This window comes from Fictibacillus halophilus (genome assembly GCF_016401385.1).
GTDB lineage: Bacteria > Bacillota > Bacilli > Bacillales > Fictibacillaceae > Fictibacillus > Fictibacillus halophilus.
The window spans coordinates 3,310,759-3,327,305 of the sequence record NZ_JAEACF010000001.1; the positions used below are offsets into that span (position 1 = coordinate 3,310,759).

13 protein-coding genes are annotated in these 16,547 nt (G+C 40.9%); 7 read left to right on the plus strand and 6 right to left on the minus strand.

Features of this window, described 5'->3' with window-relative positions:
* Window positions 1-291: 291 nt before the first annotated feature.
* From I5J82_RS16880 to I5J82_RS16895, 4 genes are all read left to right on the plus strand, one after another.
* A complete protein-coding gene (locus tag I5J82_RS16880) occupies window positions 292-981 on the plus strand; it encodes a response regulator transcription factor (protein WP_198769058.1) in 690 nt (229 codons plus the stop codon).
* The gene (locus I5J82_RS16885) at window positions 978-1,982 is read left to right on the plus strand and encodes a sensor histidine kinase (RefSeq protein ID WP_198768812.1); all 1,005 of its coding nucleotides are present in this window, start codon (window positions 978-980) and stop codon (window positions 1,980-1,982) included. Before I5J82_RS16880 ends, I5J82_RS16885 begins: the two co-directional genes overlap by 4 nt.
* A gap of 97 nt (window positions 1,983-2,079) precedes the next feature.
* Window positions 2,080-2,841: an ABC transporter ATP-binding protein gene (locus I5J82_RS16890; protein ID WP_198768813.1), complete on the plus strand. Its 762-nt coding sequence runs from the start codon at window positions 2,080-2,082 to the stop codon at window positions 2,839-2,841.
* Complete coding sequence (locus I5J82_RS16895) at window positions 2,831-4,777, plus strand: ABC transporter permease (protein ID WP_198768814.1); 1,947 nt, start codon at window positions 2,831-2,833, stop codon at window positions 4,775-4,777. Before I5J82_RS16890 ends, I5J82_RS16895 begins: the two co-directional genes overlap by 11 nt.
* Before the next feature lie 428 nt (window positions 4,778-5,205).
* Here the strand turns inward: I5J82_RS16895 and I5J82_RS16900 are convergent, their stop codons facing one another.
* Window positions 5,206-5,982, minus strand: a complete 777-nt coding sequence (locus I5J82_RS16900; RefSeq protein WP_066399431.1) for a 3-hydroxybutyrate dehydrogenase — start codon at window positions 5,980-5,982, stop codon at window positions 5,206-5,208.
* Window positions 5,983-6,006: 24 nt separating this feature from the next.
* Entirely contained in the window at window positions 6,007-7,293 is a 1,287-nt protein-coding gene (locus I5J82_RS16905) for a GntP family permease (protein WP_198768815.1), read from the minus strand.
* Between the two features lie 167 nt (window positions 7,294-7,460).
* Here I5J82_RS16905 and I5J82_RS16910 point away from each other — a divergent pair, with 167 nt between their 5' ends.
* On the plus strand, window positions 7,461-8,342 hold the full coding sequence (locus I5J82_RS16910; protein ID WP_198768816.1) for a LysR family transcriptional regulator: 882 nt from the start codon (window positions 7,461-7,463) through the stop codon (window positions 8,340-8,342).
* A 292-nt stretch (window positions 8,343-8,634) separates the two neighbouring features.
* Here I5J82_RS16910 and I5J82_RS16915 read toward each other — a convergent pair whose 3' ends face one another.
* From I5J82_RS16915 to I5J82_RS16925, 3 genes are all read right to left on the minus strand, one after another.
* Entirely contained in the window at window positions 8,635-9,249 is a 615-nt protein-coding gene (locus I5J82_RS16915; RefSeq protein ID WP_198768817.1) for a hypothetical protein, read from the minus strand.
* A 165-nt stretch (window positions 9,250-9,414) separates the two neighbouring features.
* Window positions 9,415-10,977, minus strand: coding sequence for a UDP-N-acetylmuramoyl-L-alanyl-D-glutamate--2,6-diaminopimelate ligase (locus I5J82_RS16920; RefSeq protein ID WP_198768818.1), 1,563 nt, complete (start codon window positions 10,975-10,977; stop codon window positions 9,415-9,417).
* A gap of 257 nt (window positions 10,978-11,234) precedes the next feature.
* Window positions 11,235-11,570, minus strand: a complete 336-nt coding sequence (locus I5J82_RS16925) for a zinc ribbon domain-containing protein YjdM (RefSeq protein WP_198768819.1) — start codon at window positions 11,568-11,570, stop codon at window positions 11,235-11,237.
* Between the two features lie 239 nt (window positions 11,571-11,809).
* On the opposite strand from I5J82_RS16925, the gene katG reads away from it, so the two are divergent.
* Window positions 11,810-14,032, plus strand: a complete 2,223-nt coding sequence (gene katG / locus I5J82_RS16930) for a catalase/peroxidase HPI (protein ID WP_198768820.1) — start codon at window positions 11,810-11,812, stop codon at window positions 14,030-14,032.
* 87 nt (window positions 14,033-14,119) lie between these two features.
* Here the strand turns inward: katG and I5J82_RS16935 are convergent, their stop codons facing one another.
* Window positions 14,120-15,037, minus strand: coding sequence for a DMT family transporter (locus I5J82_RS16935; RefSeq protein WP_233096518.1), 918 nt, complete (start codon window positions 15,035-15,037; stop codon window positions 14,120-14,122).
* Between the two features lie 115 nt (window positions 15,038-15,152).
* Between I5J82_RS16935 and I5J82_RS16940 the strand changes: the two genes are divergently transcribed.
* Window positions 15,153-16,520: an aminotransferase-like domain-containing protein gene (locus tag I5J82_RS16940; protein WP_198768821.1), complete on the plus strand. Its 1,368-nt coding sequence runs from the start codon at window positions 15,153-15,155 to the stop codon at window positions 16,518-16,520.
* Window positions 16,521-16,547 lie beyond the last annotated feature (27 nt).

Genomic DNA, 16,547 nt, shown 5'->3' on the forward strand with positions numbered 1-16,547 from the left:
AAGATGCGAGACTCCTCGAAAATTAAACTTCAAATTTTCTTCGTGCGATGTGTCGCTGCCGTAGCCTTTCTTGTCCTGCTGGATCAGTGGGACAGTTGAGACTCCTAACAGCGCAAAGCGCTAGGAGGCTCAACGCACACCCCGCGGAAAGCGAGCGATCTGAAGTGGAAACCAACCACTTTCAAGAGCTCCGAAGCATATGAAAACCAATTAAGAAATGCACATCCTAGAAAATATCCAAGTTTTGCTATACACTAAAAAACATATCAAGTAATGATGTGGTGATAAATGATGTTTAAAATTTTGCTCATTGAAGATGATTACACGCTATTCAGCGAGATCAAAGAACGATTATCACAATGGTCCTATGAAGTATATGGCATTACTGACTTTGGACGGGTGATGCAGGAGTTTACAGATATTAAACCTGACCTGGTTGTCATCGATATACAGCTGCCGAAGTTTGATGGCTTTCATTGGTGCCGAAATATTCGATCGCATTCTAACGTGCCGATCATCTTTCTGTCTTCGCGTGATCATCCGAGCGACATGGTCCTATCCATGCAGCTCGGTGCAGACGACTTTGTTCAAAAACCGTTTCATTTTGAAGTATTGATCGCAAAGATTCATGCCATTCTCAGGCGTGTTTATAATTACAATACAGACACCGTTAGTCTCAAAACGTGGTGCGGCGCTCAAATCGATTATGAAAAGAATATAGTAACGAACAAGAAGGGTTCGGTTGAACTTACAAAAAATGAAGTGTTCATTCTGAAACTCCTGATCGAGCAAAAGAATAAGATTGTAAGTCGTGATAATCTCATTAACAGCTTATGGGACGATAAAAAGTTCATAAGTGACAATACCCTCACCGTGAATGTGAATCGTTTAAGAAAAAGACTAGACGACATTGAACTCGGACAATTCATCGAGACCAAAGTGGGACAAGGCTATAGGGCCGTAGAAGAGGATTCTGTATGATCAAGCGCTATCTAATCGAACGCAGCAGCTGGATTTTTTTGTTTTTATTACAGCAGATCATTTTCCTTTTGATCGCCTATCTCGATCCATCGATTCCCCTTTCTGCTGTTGGCTATGTTGTTTTCATTTCTCTAATCGTCTTTGTTATCTTTCTTTTTTATCGATATCAGAAGGAAACAGCCTTCTTCCGCCAGCTTAAAGAGAGGGATAATGATTTTGATCTTTCTAATCTGTCATCTCCTTCTTCACCTTTTGAACATATTGTTGAAAACAGCATCATCGAACAAACGAAGCATTTAAAACGAACAGCGTCAGAAAATCGTATGCTTGTCGAACAGGAAAAGGACGATCTCCTAGCGTGGATTCATGAGGTTAAGACACCGCTGACGGCCATGCATCTCATGATTCAGCGGATGGACGATACGCCATTAAAAGGAGATCTGACACACGAGTGGCTTCGTATCCACCTTCTTCTCGATCAACAGCTTCATCAAAAAAGGATTCCTTTTATTAAGAACGATCTTTATATGGAGGTAACGGAGCTTGAGACGCTGCTTTTTTCCGAACTAAAAACGCTGCAATCGTGGTGTATACAAAAAGGGATTGGGTTTGATTTTGATCTTCAAATTTCCCATGTATTAAGCGATGCGAAATGGTTAGCTTTTATCATTCGTCAGATCTTAACGAATGCCGTGAAATACAGTCGTTCTTCAGAGATTATCATTAACAGTTACAACTCAAATGACAGAAACTATTTAACGATTCAAGACTTTGGTCGTGGAATTGACACAAAGGATATGCCTCGTATCTTTGATAAAGGATTCACGTCAACGACGGAACATCAGGATCAAGCTTCAACCGGCATGGGGTTATATTTAGCCAAAAAAGCGGCAGACTCCTTACATATTCAACTCTCTATAGAGTCAACGCGGAATGAAGGAACAACCGTTACGCTCGCTTTCCCAAAAAGAAATGAGTTTGATCAAACGATGGGCATGTGACGAAAGTGTCACATGCTTTTCTGTTTTGTTCGGTGAACAGAAGGAAAAGAGCTGAAATGCTTTCTATAATGAAACTATAAGAGAGGGGTATTAAATCATGAGTATATTGAAAGCAGTGAAGCTTCATAAGAGCTATGGAAATAAAAATAATAAACAACACGTCCTAAAAGGCATTGATCTTTCCGTTGAAAAAGGTGAGTTCATCAGCATCATGGGAGCATCTGGCTCTGGTAAAACGACATTGTTGAACGTCCTATCCTCCATCGATCAAGTGAGCGAAGGGACAATTCATATCAACTCGTTTGAGATGACAGCCATGAAAGAAAAGCAGTTGGCAGAGTTCAGAAAGAATCACCTTGGCTTTATCTTTCAAGATTACAACCTTTTAGATACTCTAACCGTTAAAGAAAACATTCTGCTGCCGCTTTCGATAACCAAAACACCGAAAAAAGAAGCTGAAAAGAAGTTTGAGCAAGTCGCAACAGAACTCGGTATTTCGGAGATAAAAGATAAATATCCGAACGAGATCTCTGGTGGACAGAAGCAGAGAACATCTGCGGCTCGTGCATTCATTCATGACCCAAGTATCATCTTTGCGGATGAACCGACCGGTGCACTCGATTCCAAGTCTGCGTCTGACCTTCTAAACAAGCTAAGCGGCCTTAACCAAAATAGACAAGCGACGATTCTTATGGTGACGCATGATCCTGTAGCAGCAAGCTATTGCAGTCGTGTTGTTTTTATAAAAGACGGACAAATCTACACGCAGCTTATGAAAGGAGAACAGGATCGGCAAAGTTTCTTTAAGGATATTATGAAAACGCAAGGTGTTTTAGGTGGTGTTCAACATGAACATTAATCAACTCATTTTTCGTAACTTAAAGAAAAACTTAAGAAATTATTATCTATATGTTTTTGCTTTAGTGTTCAGTTCTGCCCTTTATTTTGCTTTTGTGACGCTGCAATATGATCCATCGATGGATTCTGTTGAAGGTACTGTAAAAGGTGAAGCCGCGATTCGAGCCGCTTCTATCTTACTAGTCGTGATCGTTTCGGTCTTTTTACTTTACGCGAACAACATCTTTATCAAACGACGCAGCAAAGAAATTGGATTGTTCCAATTAATCGGGATGACTAAGGGTAAGATTTTTCGCATTCTTTCTATTGAAAACTTATTCCTCTACTTTGGTTCCTTGTTGATCGGAATCTTTGCAGGATTTTCGTTTTCAAAATTAATGATTCTCGTTCTGTTCAAGACGACTGGTGTTGATTCCATCGCATCATTACGATTTTCACCACAAGCGCTTGTACAAACGGTTCTTGTTTTTACCGCGATCTATCTGTTGATCATGATCATGAACTACACGTTCATTAAAAGACAGACCATCTTATCTTTATTTCGTGTCACTTCTTCTACAGAAATTACAGTGAAAAAACTATCTCGCTTTGAGATGGTCATGGGAATCGTAGGTCTTGTTCTGATCACGACAGGTTATATCGTATCTTCCAAACTGTTTGGCGGCGATTTTACAACGATGCCTCAATTATTTGGAGCAATGATCTTCATACTGGCTGCCGTCATTTTAGGTACGTACTTCTTTTATAAAGGCTCTGTTAGTTTTCTTTTAAACCTAGCGAGAAAGAGAAAAGGTGGATATCTGTCCATTAACGAAGTGATGTCACTCGCATCTGTTATGTTCCGCATGAAGTCGAACGCACTTCTGCTCATGATCATTACAACCGTATCAGCGCTCTCGATCGCTTTGTTATGCCTTGCCTACATTTCGTACTATTCTGCAGAGAAGACGGCTGAAAATAATGTTCCGCATGACTTTTCAATCATTAATAGAGAGTCAGCAGATACGTTTCAAGCCGCTTTGAGGAAAAACGAAATTCCTTATTCTGAAAAATCGATTGAAGTCATCCAGGTGACGGTAAACGCCTCACAGCTTATTGATCGAAGCTTAAATGAACTCACTATCGATCCAAAAGCGATGCCGCTTCCTTTAATCAGCGAAAAATCAGTCGATGGCATGGATCTCTCACCGGACGAAGTGGTTTTCACCGGCTATAACGACCTGCTTCAAAAATTTATGCCTTTAAAGAATTCTGGAACAATTAAAATAAATGGAAAAACAGAAACGATCACTCAACGTTATACAGGCTTAAAGGAAGATTACCCCGTATCCTGGTATTTTACAGCTGGAGGTGTTCCTACCGCCATCGTTGATGATGCTATTTTTACGAAGTTGAAAAAAGATATTGATCCTAAGGTACAGAAGGAATCAACGCTCTATATCGGGGTAGACATAAAAAATGAAGAACAAATAGAAAAGGCGGATGAATTATTTAGATCCACAGGAATATACAAAAAGCTAGACAACGAATCTCGTCATGAAATCAGCACAAATCAAAAGAAAAACATGGGACTCATGATGTTTATCGTAGGTTTCTTAGGACTGACTTTCCTTGTCACCTCAGGGTGTATCCTCTACTTCAAGCAGATGGATGAAGGAGAAAGTGAAAAACCAAACTATATGATTTTGCGAAAACTAGGGTACACACAAAGTGATCTGTTGAAAGGTATTCAGTTTAAGCAGCTCTTTAATTTTGGCATTCCACTGTTGATCGGCTTGCTTCACAGCTATTTCGCCGTACAATCTGGCTGGTTCCTGTTCGGAGCTGAACTCTGGACACCCATGATCATCGTCATGGTCGTGTATACGATCCTCTATTCAATCTTTGGGGTGCTGTCTGTTCTTTATTATAAGAAAGTGGTTAGAGATGCGCTGTAGCATGATACTTGCTTTGGTGTCAAATTGAGCCTAAAGATAAAACCGACTAAAACATGATGATTTTAGTTGGTTTTTTCTTTCGTTTAAGGTCACAATTTTGTGTTTGCGACTCATATTCTACAAAATGAGGTAGAATATTTTTGGTGGTTTATGAGTGATTTTAGTTGATACCACAAGGGGTATCTACAGAGAAAAATTCCGAAATTCCAGACTTGATTCGTAAAATATTGGTATTAATTCCGCTAGTATCGGTCATAATTTCACGAGTTTTATTCATATATTGACGAGTCGACAATATTCGACTCTTATCCCCTATCCATATACCATCAAGCCTATTAAATCGGAGCGACCTTCCACACTCACTCACTTCAGATCCATAAAGAAAACCCCAGCCAAAATACTTGGCTGAGGTTCATCGAAATTTAATATTATTGAGCTGTATAACCGCCATCGATAACGATTGCTTGTCCTGTTACACTCTTCGCTTTGTCGCTGGATAGGAACATCGCATAGTCTGCGATCTCGCTAACTTCTAACAAACGTTTTTGTGGAACTAATGGATAGATAACTTCTTCAAGTACTTTATCTAGTGATACGTTTCTTGTTTTCGCCAAGTCTTCCATTTGACCGCGAACAAGCGGTGTATCTACATAACCTGGGCAAAGTGCGTTAACTGTAACACCTTCTGCTGCTGATTCAAGGGCTGCAACCTTTGTAAGACCGATTACACCGTGCTTTGCACTGTTGTAAGCCGCTTTTCCAGCAAATCCGATCAAACCATTGATGGATGAGATGTTAATGATACGGCCGAAACCTTGTTGCTTCATGATTGGCATTACATGCTTCGTTGCGATGAATGGTGCAGTTAGCATGATTTTGATCATGAGTTCGAATTTAGCTGTTGGAAACTCTTCGATTGGTGAAACGTGCTGAAGACCAGCGTTGTTGATCAAAACGTCAACACGGCCATACTCTTTGTGAGCTGTTTCGATCATGCTCTTAATGTCTTCTTCACTTGTAACGTCAGCTTTAAGACCAATCGCTTCAAGTCCAAGACCTTTTAATTCTTCTGCAGCCTTTTTAACGCCTTCTTCATTAAGGTCTGTTAAAACTACTTTGCTTCCGTTTTGAGCGAATGTTTTTCCGATTTCAAATCCGATACCACTTGCAGAACCTGTAATAACGACTACTTTATTTTCTACCATACTATACTCACTCCTAAAAAGTTTTTATATAATTCCCATGCTTGCCATAATGATTCCAACAATTACGGCAATGGTAGGGATGATTAAAGCGACTACAAATACATCTTTGTATGTTTCCTTATGCGATAACTGTGTTACCGCAAGAAGAGTTAACAATGCTCCGTTATGAGGCAAGATCGATGCACCAGATGCAATGGATGCCATTCTATGGAATGCCTCAGGACTCATGCCTGTTGACTGAGATAAGTCATAGTATGTTCCACCAAGAGCTTCTAACGCGATTCCCATACCACCAGAAGCTGAACCAGTGATCATTGCTAAAAGCTGTACGACTAAGGATTCAGATACAAGTGGGTTGCTTGAGATTCCTAAAAGTAAATCAGTAATTCGGTCAAAGTCAGGTACACTCGTTACAACCGCACCAAATCCAACCGCGGCACTCGTATTGATGATCGCCATTACAGAACCTTTGGCACCTTCATTCATAGAAGGAATGAACGTTTTGTATTGCTTGATATTGATAAGAAGAATAGCCAGAATTCCCGCTAACAACGAAGGAATTGGAGCGATTTTTAAGAAATTAAGTAAAATAACAACAACGATTAAAGGGACTAACGAAAGAATCCAGTTTGGAAGGTGTTCCTCATTTTCATCTTCATTCTCTTTTGACTTATTTGGTTCTGTATACTTTTCACCAGCTGCTGTTAGACGGTTCTCTCTGAACTTCAGCCAGAAATATCCGCCGACTGCCATGATGAGCGTAGCTACAATACCGATAATGGTACCCGCCATTGGCGTCGTTTTAAACGTGTTCATCGGTATTAAGTTTTGAATCTGCGGTGTTCCTGGTACAGCAGTCATCGTAAACGTAAATGCCCCAAGAACAATCGTAGGTGCGATCAATCTTCTAGAGATATCTGCTTTTTTAAACAATGCCAACGCGATCGGATAGATGGCGAACACAACGACAAACAAACTTACGCCACCGTAAGTTAAGACAGCTGATGCTACCAAAACTCCGAGAATTGCTCGTTTTTCACCAATAAACTTCGTGAACTGAATCGCAACCGATTTAGCAGCTCCCGTATCTTCCATCAATTTACCGAGTACGGCTCCTAACAAGAAGATCGGAAACCACGCTTTCGCGAAGTTTACAAAGCCGGTCATATACGTATTGGTATACGCGTCCATCAAGTCTAAACCACTCATCAGAGCAACAATACCCGCTACGATTGGAGCGACCCAGATGATCGACCAGCCCAGGTAGGCAAAAAACATGAGTAGAGCCAGACCTATTATGATACTAATCAAAATCTTTCCTCCTTTTTTATATAGAAAGAGTGCGCTTTCATCTATTAGCACTTACTTTTCAAAAGTTTTCATTGCACGAAGGACATTTTACTCCTGTGTATTTATTAAGTAAAATGAATTATAACTATAGATAGTATGCACAAAAGTTATAGAATGGAGTTCTCCATATGGATATTCGACAATTGACCTATTTTCATGCTGTAGCCAAACATAAAAGCTTCACGAAAGCTTCTACTGTACTGCATTTATCTCAGCCTAGTCTCAGTAAAATGGTAAAAAGTTTAGAAGATGAACTTGAGATGGAACTGATTGACCGATCTTCAAGACAGATTGAACTAACAGAAGCCGGCGAAATCGTGTTTGAGCAAAGCAAGATGATTCTAGAGTCTTTGGACAATCTATCATCTAACCTTTACGACTTAATGAACTTAAAAAAAGGGAAAATCAAAATTGGGATTCCCCCGTTGATCGGCTTCTTATTTTTCCCTAAAATCATCAAGAAATTCAAAGCTTCTTACCCTGAAATACAGATTCAGCTCGTTGAACATGGGGCGAATCGTGTGCAGCGAGAAGTGAATGACGGTCTCTTAGATCTCGGGGTTGTCGTCATGCCCTTAAATGAAGATAAACTCGAGATCGTTTCTTTCTTAACCGAGCACCTCATGTTGTTTGTTCATCACTCACATCCACTCGCGAATAGAGAAAAAGTATCGATGAAAGAATTGGAGGAAGAATCTTTTATTATCTTTAAAGAAGGCTTCACCCTGCATGATCGTGTAATCGAAGAGTGTATTACAGCTGGATTTCATCCGAAGATTTCCTATGAAAGCTCACAATGGGACTTCATCAGCGGCATGATCGGGGAGAACTTAGGAGTTTCTATCTTTCCAGAATCCATCGCAAAAAAGGTAGACCAAAATTTGATTAAAGCCATTCCGATCGTTGATCCTTCACTACCTTATAAGCTAGGTATTATAAAAAAGAAAGATAAATATGTTACGTATGCGACTCGGGAATTTATAAAGATGCTCTCGCCGTTTAGCGAGTAGGACTTGTTTAACGCGTTAACGATTGCGAAGAAGTTTTTTCAATGCGTGATGAAGAAGCGATTGAATCACAGGCATATTAAGAAAAAGTAGCTATCCTTTTTACAGGGTAGCTACTTTTTTGTTATATCTAGAAGTCTTGAGAGAGGCTGCTTTTGCGCTTCAGTATGCTCGCTTTCCTGGGGGCGTGCGGTGAGCCCCCAGGAGTCTCACACCTTACGCTCCAAGCAACTTATACATGGAGTCTTATAGAAGTCTATGTCTTAGCACTAACTAAAACCCACTTCATTTGCAATTACAAGAAATCGCCTTCCTCTGTTTGCTCCAATTGCTCTGGCTTACTAGGAGCGTCTTTATATTCAATTTCGTATTTTTTGCTCAACAACTCCATCTCTGCGTGATAAGCATCTACCAACTGAAAGTATTCTTTTAATTTTAGATTAGACTGTGTCATCAGGTTTTCGTCTTGTTGTTCTAACGCTTGTCGCTGCAGAATTAAGCTTTCGTAAAAAGTTTCGGTAGCTTTTACGATTTGCTTCTTCATTCCTACTAATTCTTCTCCTTGAACATCGATGGTTTTCGCTTTTGCCACTGCTTTTTCATAGGCAGGGATCGTCGTTTCCACCAACTCCAAATACATGGTCTCGTCGTCTGTATAATTTCCGCCTGAAACGCTAGCCAAAGAATCAAAGGCTTGTACTTCGTAGGTAGAGACTGCTGCCACATCCACATTGATAAATTTCAAAACAGCATCTTGCTGTTTCTCCGTATCGATCGGCTCAGAAATGCTTTGTGTTTCCTCTTCATTCTGCGTTACTTCATTGCTCGTCCGATTCAAGGCCATTTCGCTCGAGTTCGCACCTGTCACAATGGAACTCACTAAAAAAGAAACTAAGAAAAGTGTATTCACGCTGTCAGCTCCTTCGACATTTTGTAAGTAATAACCAATACCCGGCTTGTTCAGGGGTTATGCCATATAACTGTAAAATCAGCGTGTTTGATGCTTCGTTTACTGTAAAAACAACGACTAAAAACCCCGCTATCACGATAACGGGGTTAAAATTTTCTATCTTTTTTACAGAATGTTTCGCTTTTTGGGTGCAGCCCATTTTATCTTAGAAGAAGCAAACATTCTCCCACTCTTCGCAACTTTTTTACTTCTAAAGAAGTCTGCAATAATGTCTTTATCAGAGTGAGGAATCTTCTCTCCTTTAACAATTTGAGCACCATTGATGCAGCCACTTGTGAGAAGAACAATGTCATTTTCTTCACTCAGAGACAATGCCTTAATCACTGCATCATGACGGGTAAGTTCTGAGTGAATGTTTGGTGCGTCTGGATTTTTGAATCCCTTCATCACGTGACCAACGATCTCACTCGGGTCGTTGTATCCTGGATGATCAACAGATACGACGATTTCATCTGCTTGATTCTCAATCGTTTCCGCCATTTTGGGCATCTTTTCTTTATCTCTAATACCTATTCCCATTACTAACACAATCAGTCGACTGTATGGCAGCTTTTTCACTTCTGTTACAAGGTTTTGTAATGCAACCGGTGTGTGCGCGTAATCCAAAATAATCTTGCGCTTTTGCTTATGAATGATTTCAAATCTTCCTTCAGGTCCTGTCATTTCAGGTAGAACATGAAGCATTTTTTCTAATGAAATTCCGATATGCAAACCTGTACAGATTGCAGAAAGCAGATTCGCGATATTATAAGATCCGTAAAAAGGTGTTATTACAGAATAACGTTTTCCTTGAAGTGATAAAGTGAATGAAGTACCGTTCGCTACCTGTTTAACATCCGTTGCGATCACATCTGCACCGCTCTCTTCATTCATGCTGTACGTTAGCAAAGGACCTGTAAATAGTTGTACGATTTCTTTCCCCATACCCTCGTCATCAATGTTCACAACCGCTTTTTTAGCTTGTTTAAATAACTTCAACTTCGCTCGTTTGTAGTTTTCAAAGGTATGATGAAACTCCAAATGTTCTGGCGATAAGTTTGTGTGAATCGCTACATCAAATTGGATGCCTGCCGTTCTTTTTTGTTCGATTCCTACAGAAGTGACCTCCATCGCAGCGAGTTGATCTCCATTCTCTACAAACTGTTTGAAGATGTGATGAAGATCGGGTGCTTCAGGTGTTGTTGGTGTAGACTGTTTCATATTTAGGTTTCCTGTTGAGGAAATCATACCGGTAGTTCCAATCGAACCGGATTTAACACCACATAGGTTCATCAACGATCTAACATACGCCGCGACCGTCGTTTTACCATTCGTACCTGTAATACCAACTGTAATTAATTTTTCATGTATACGGTTATTAAATAGGATAGACAATTGAGCCATAAATACACGAGCATCCTGAACGAGTAAGAATGTAACATCACGATAGGCTTCGCTCGCCTCTTTTAAAATCGTTTTATTTTCACCAGCCACCACAACAGCACCGTTCCCGATAGCACTTTCGATAAAGGTGTGACCATCAAATTGTTCTCCAGTTATACAGACAAAGGAAGAGTTATTGGTTACGTTTCTGGAATCAAAGCAGACAGAAGAAATGGTTTGCTGTTTGCTTCCCCAAATTTCCCGAATACCTAATTGCTGCTTCTTTTGTTCAAAATGTATATTCATTCTGCCTCTCCTTTTGCGACCAATCTATGAATAATTACTATAGTAGAATACAAAGTTTGAATTTAAAATTTTTATGCACACATACTTTCTTTAAATACCCTAAGTATTCGATTGTTAACCTTTTTTTATTTATGTTTCTCCATCTTTTTTTGAGAAAAAATAAGCGTTAAATACTGGAAGGACGGGGATTAACGAGTTAGGCAGGCTCAATTCGCGAAAAAAAATAACCACCGGGGAATGGTGGTTATTCAAACATGCTATATCTTTTTTACAAATTCAGATTTCAGTTTCATCGCGCCAAATCCGTCGATCTTACAATCAATATCATGATCGCCTTCAACGAGACGAATGCCTTTTACTTTCGTGCCGATCTTAATCACAGAAGATGTACCTTTGACTTTAAGATCTTTAATAACAGATACAGAGTCACCTTCTTGAAGGATGTTTCCGTTTGAATCTTTCACAACTTTTTCGTCAGATTGACTCTCTGTTTCGGGAGACCATTCATGAGCACATTCGGGGCAAACGAGAAAAGCTCCATCCTCATACACATAAGCAGAGCTGCATTTCGGACAGTTTGGTAATTTAGACATCTAGGTGGTCCTCATTTCTTATAGTTATTGTTCATTTTACCATAGTTAGTTAAGGCTCTAGATTTCTTTCAGAGCAATCGTTTTATACATAATCCTTAATGTGAACATCAAAAGTGCATTACGCTTTGAATCCACCTACCTGTCCTCTATAATTGAGTTATCATAATAATCAAATATTTAACATCTTGGCTTTTCGTGTTTTGCAATTTTAAGTTCCAAAAAAGGAAGGGGAAATTGTAATGGAAAACAACAACAAGCCCGATCAAAAAGAGCACACGTCTGCAGGTCAATGTCCTGTCACCCACCACAAAGATAGTGCGATTACGACATCTAGAGCTCCTCATGGTACGACAAATAAGGATTGGTGGCCGAACCAACTCAATCTAAATGTTCTTCGCCAACATGACAAAAAATCGAATCCGATGGGAGACGACTTTAATTATCGTGAAGAATTCTCTAAATTGGATTACGATGCCCTGAAAAAAGATCTTCATGCATTGATGACGGACAGCCAGGATTGGTGGCCGGCGGATTATGGTCACTATGGTCCTTTCTTCATCCGTATGTCATGGCATGCTGCAGGTACATACCGTACAGCTGATGGACGCGGTGGCGGTGGATCAGGTTCTCAACGCTTCGCACCTCTAAACAGCTGGCCAGATAACGTAAACTTAGATAAAGCTCGCCGTCTTTTATGGCCGATCAAACAAAAGTACGGCAACAAGATCTCATGGGCAGATCTACTTGTTTTCACTGGTAACGTAGCTATCGAATCCATGGGGCTAAAAACGTTTGGTTTTGCTGGCGGACGTGAAGATATATGGCATGCAGAAGAAGATGTATATTGGGGAACGGAAAAAGAATGGTTAGCGGACAACCGTTATTCTGGTGACCGTGAGCTGGAAGACCCGCTTGCTGCAGTTCAGATGGGTCTGATCTACGTAAATCCGGAAGGGCCGAACGGAAAGCCTGATCCACTCGCAAGTGCTCGTGATATTCGTGATACGTTCAGCCGTATGGCGATGAATGACGAAGAAACGGTTGCACTTATCGCAGGTGGTCATACGTTCGGAAAAGCACATGGTGCAGGCGATCCGTCTCTTGTAGGAGACGACCCTGAAGCAGCAGATATCGAAACACAAGGACTTGGTTGGCTGAGCCGTCATGGCAGTGGAAAAGGCCGCGACACTATTTCAAGTGGTGTAGATGGAGCGTGGACGTCGAACCCTACACAATGGGATAACGGATACTTTGATCTTCTGTTCGGCTACGAGTGGGAGTTAACGAAGAGTAGAGCAGGCGCTTATCAATGGAGTCCTGTTGATATGTCAGAAGAGCATATGGCTCCTGATGCAGAAGACCCTTCCATTCGCGTGAAGACGATGATGACAACCGCTGATATGGCATTGCGTATGGATCCGGACTATGAAAAAATTTCTCGTCGTTATTACGAGAACCCAGATGAATTCGCCGATGCTTTTGCACGTGCGTGGTTCAAACTGCTTCATCGTGACATGGGGCCGAAAGTTCGTTACTTAGGTCCTGAGGTTCCAGACGAAGATCTCATCTGGCAAGACCCTGTTCCGAGTGTAGATTACGATCTATCACCATCTGACATTGCGCAGTTAAAAGAAAAGATCCTGAATACAGGATTAACCGTGAGCGAGCTTGTAAAAACCGCATGGGCTTCAGCAAGCACGTACCGCATTTCTGATATGCGCGGCGGTGCGAACGGTGCACGCATCCGTCTAGCTCCTCAAAAGAGTTGGGAAGCAAACGAACCTGAGCAGCTGGAGAAAGTTCTAGGAATCTATCAAGATCTACAAAATCAGCTCGACACGAAGGTGAGCCTAGCCGACTTAATCGTTCTTGGCGGAAGTGCAGCCGTTGAAAAGGCAGCAAAAGATGCAGGCTTTGATGTGACAGTTCCATTTACACCTGGACGCGGAGATGCAACGCCTGAACAAACGGATGCCGATACGTTTGATGTATTAGAGCCCGTTTCAGACGGGTTCCGCAACTATCAAAAGAAAGAATATAGTACAAGCCCTGAAGAGATGTTCGTCGATAAAGCACAGCTACTAGGTCTCTCTGCACCTGAAATGACAGTCCTCGTCGGAGGTCTGCGTGTTCTTGGGACAAACTATAAGAATACGAAACAAGGAGTATTCACCGACCGCGTTGGCACGTTAACGAACGACTTTTTCGTAAACCTGCTCGACATGGGCGTAGAGTGGAAATCAACAGGCTTTAACGAGTACGAAGGCCGCGACCGTAAATCAGGAGAAGTGAAACGAACAGCATCTCGCTTTGATCTTGTGTTCGGATCTAATTCGGAACTTCGCGCTCTCGCTGAAGTGTATGCGCAAAATGACAACCAAGAAAAATTCGTACGTGACTTTATCGCAGCTTGGGTAAAAGTGATGGACGCTGATCGATTTGATGTTAAATTAAAAGCATAGATAAATGAAAACACCTAATCAGATGTCTGAGGCAAAACATTGCTAGGGACAAGCTGGATTAGGTGTTTTTTCTTAATATTGATCTCTTTATCCCTTATTGCTCATTCTTGTCTCACTAATCTTTGCACTTATTTGGTACTTAGATATCGGTGCGTTTTTACCCATGTATACAGAAACGACGACAATGATAGCAGTGACGATTGTCATCGTCGTGATGGATTCTTCTAAAAAAAGGGCTGAAAACATTATCATCAGAAACGGTTGTAAATATTGCAGCTGGCTAATCCGCGCAATTCCCCCTAATGCCATGCCCGCGTACCAGGCGACATATGCTAAAAACTGGCTCACCACCGCCAAATAGATTAAACTGCCCCAAGCTTGTACGGGAGCATGTAACATCTCGGCAGAAATACTCAGCCCTACTGGAATGACAAAAAAAGGCGCTCCTATCACGATAGCCCATGCAATGACTTGCCAGCTTCCGATCTCCTTTGACAGCTTGCCTCCTTCTGCATAACTAAGACCTAAGATGATGACGGCAGCTAAGATTCCTGCATCCTCAACTTGAAGAGAACCAAAGCCTAAAGAACCTGCATATAAAATAACTGCTCCTGAACCAATCATACTAGATATCCAGAACCGTACAGATGGTCTCTCTCCTGCTCTGTACATAGCGATGCCGGCAGTTGCTAATGGCAATAGCGCTACTTCCACCGCGCCGTGTGAAACCGGCAGCGTCTTCATTGCCCATGAAGTGAGTAAAGGAAAACCTAAAACTGCACCTGCTGCAACAATCAGGATGCTTTTAAACTGCTGTAGATTAGGCGCTTTTTCCCGTTTTGCAATCAGTATGATCCCTACAAGCAATGCAGCAAGCACCGTTCTTCCTAACCCAACGACCGTCGTCCCGAAATTTTCAACAGCGATAGTCGTCGCAGGCAAGGTAAGGCTAAAGCAGATCACACCTGCTAAGCCTAGATATAACCCTATCTTTTCTTTTTCCAATTTCCTTCCTCCCCGACTATAATGGATATAATCACATACTATTAGAACGTGATAGATGATACTATCGCTGTTTTCATCCACTGTCAGGGTACAGTTAGAGGAGAGTGAAGCACGATTGAGTCCAAAATACAGGATCATTTTAGAGGCCATTAAGCAGCAGCTAATAGACGGGAAACTAGCAGCCGGCCATAAGCTGCCCTCTATCCGGCAGCTATCTGATAGGTATAACTGTAGCAAGAATACAATTATCAAAGCTTACAATGAGCTGGAAAAAGAGCATTTGATTTATACGGTGCCTCAAAAGGGCTATTATATCGTTAATGAATTTCGACGTTCTGAAGATCAGCCCGAAGTTATTGATTTCTTATCTGCTGGACCGGATAAAACGCTGTTGCCTTACACAGAATTTCAACACTGTTTAAATCAAGCGATCGAACACTATAAAGAAGAAATTTTCACCTATACCGATCAACAAGGTCTTCCTTCATTGCGAACCCAAATTACTAAAAATCTTCAATCTTCTCAAGTGTTTACCGATCCTAGCCATGTCGTCATCGTTTCCGGATCACAGCAAGCGATTCATATATTAACTTCCCTCTCTTTTCCTAACAACAAAAAGAATATTTTAATAGAACAACCAACCTATTTCGGGATGATTGAAACGCTTAAACTTAACAAAGTGAAGACCTTTGGCATTGAACTATCCATGAACGGGATCGACTTAGAACGTCTTGAATTTATATTTAAAAATAACGAGATTAAGTTCTTCTATGTCATTCCTAGATTTCAGAATCCTCTTGGCCATTCCTATACAAATAGTGAGAAGAAAAGAATCGTAGAGCTGGCAGCTAAATATGATGTATATATCGTAGAAGACGATTTTTTAGGCGAATTAGAGCGTGATAAGAAAGCCGATCCGTTTTTCGCTTTTGATACATTAGGAAGAGTCATCTATATACAAAGCTTTTCAAAAGTCTTTCTCCCCGGGCTCCGAATTGCGAGTGTTGTCTTGCCGAACAGCATGATCGAAAGCTTTTTGCGTAATAAGTTTAGTGCCGACTTTAACAGTCCCGTTCTCTCACAAGGTGCATTAGACATTTATTTAAAAAGCGGAATGTATTACAACCACCTGAAAAAGATTAAGGACATCTATTTTCATAAGATAAATGAACTAAAAAGGGCATGTGAACAGTTACTTCCTGAAGGGACGCACTATACGAAGCCTGATACGGGTTTTTACCTTTCCATCTATTTGCCTCCTCACGTATCAGCCAAAAAGCTTACAACTCAATTAAATAAACAACACCTTTTACTTGATGATGGCGAAAGAATGTTTCTGCCTGAATTTAATCAAGATAACCTCATTCGCTTGTGCATTTCTCAAGTTGAAAAACATCAAATACAACCCGGAATAGAAAAAATAGCTCACACCATTCGTGAAATGAAAGACAGCAGACATTTTCATCAAATATCGCTGATTTAATGCTGTAATTTAAGATAGCCTTACATG

Coding starts and splice junctions, on each gene's coding strand:
- I5J82_RS16880 (WP_198769058.1), top strand. CDS start 292: ATGTTTAAAATTTTGCTCATTGAAGATGATTACACGCTATTCAGCGAG.
- I5J82_RS16885 (WP_198768812.1), top strand. CDS start 978: ATGATCAAGCGCTATCTAATCGAACGCAGCAGCTGGATTTTTTTGTTT.
- I5J82_RS16890 (WP_198768813.1), top strand. CDS start 2,080: ATGAGTATATTGAAAGCAGTGAAGCTTCATAAGAGCTATGGAAATAAA.
- I5J82_RS16895 (WP_198768814.1), top strand. CDS start 2,831: ATGAACATTAATCAACTCATTTTTCGTAACTTAAAGAAAAACTTAAGA.
- I5J82_RS16900 (WP_066399431.1), bottom strand. CDS start 5,982: ATGGTAGAAAATAAAGTAGTCGTTATTACAGGTTCTGCAAGTGGTATC.
- I5J82_RS16910 (WP_198768816.1), top strand. CDS start 7,461: ATGGATATTCGACAATTGACCTATTTTCATGCTGTAGCCAAACATAAA.
- I5J82_RS16920 (WP_198768818.1), bottom strand. CDS start 10,977: ATGAATATACATTTTGAACAAAAGAAGCAGCAATTAGGTATTCGGGAA.
- I5J82_RS16925 (WP_198768819.1), bottom strand. CDS start 11,570: ATGTCTAAATTACCAAACTGTCCGAAATGCAGCTCTGCTTATGTGTAT.
- katG (WP_198768820.1), top strand. CDS start 11,810: ATGGAAAACAACAACAAGCCCGATCAAAAAGAGCACACGTCTGCAGGT.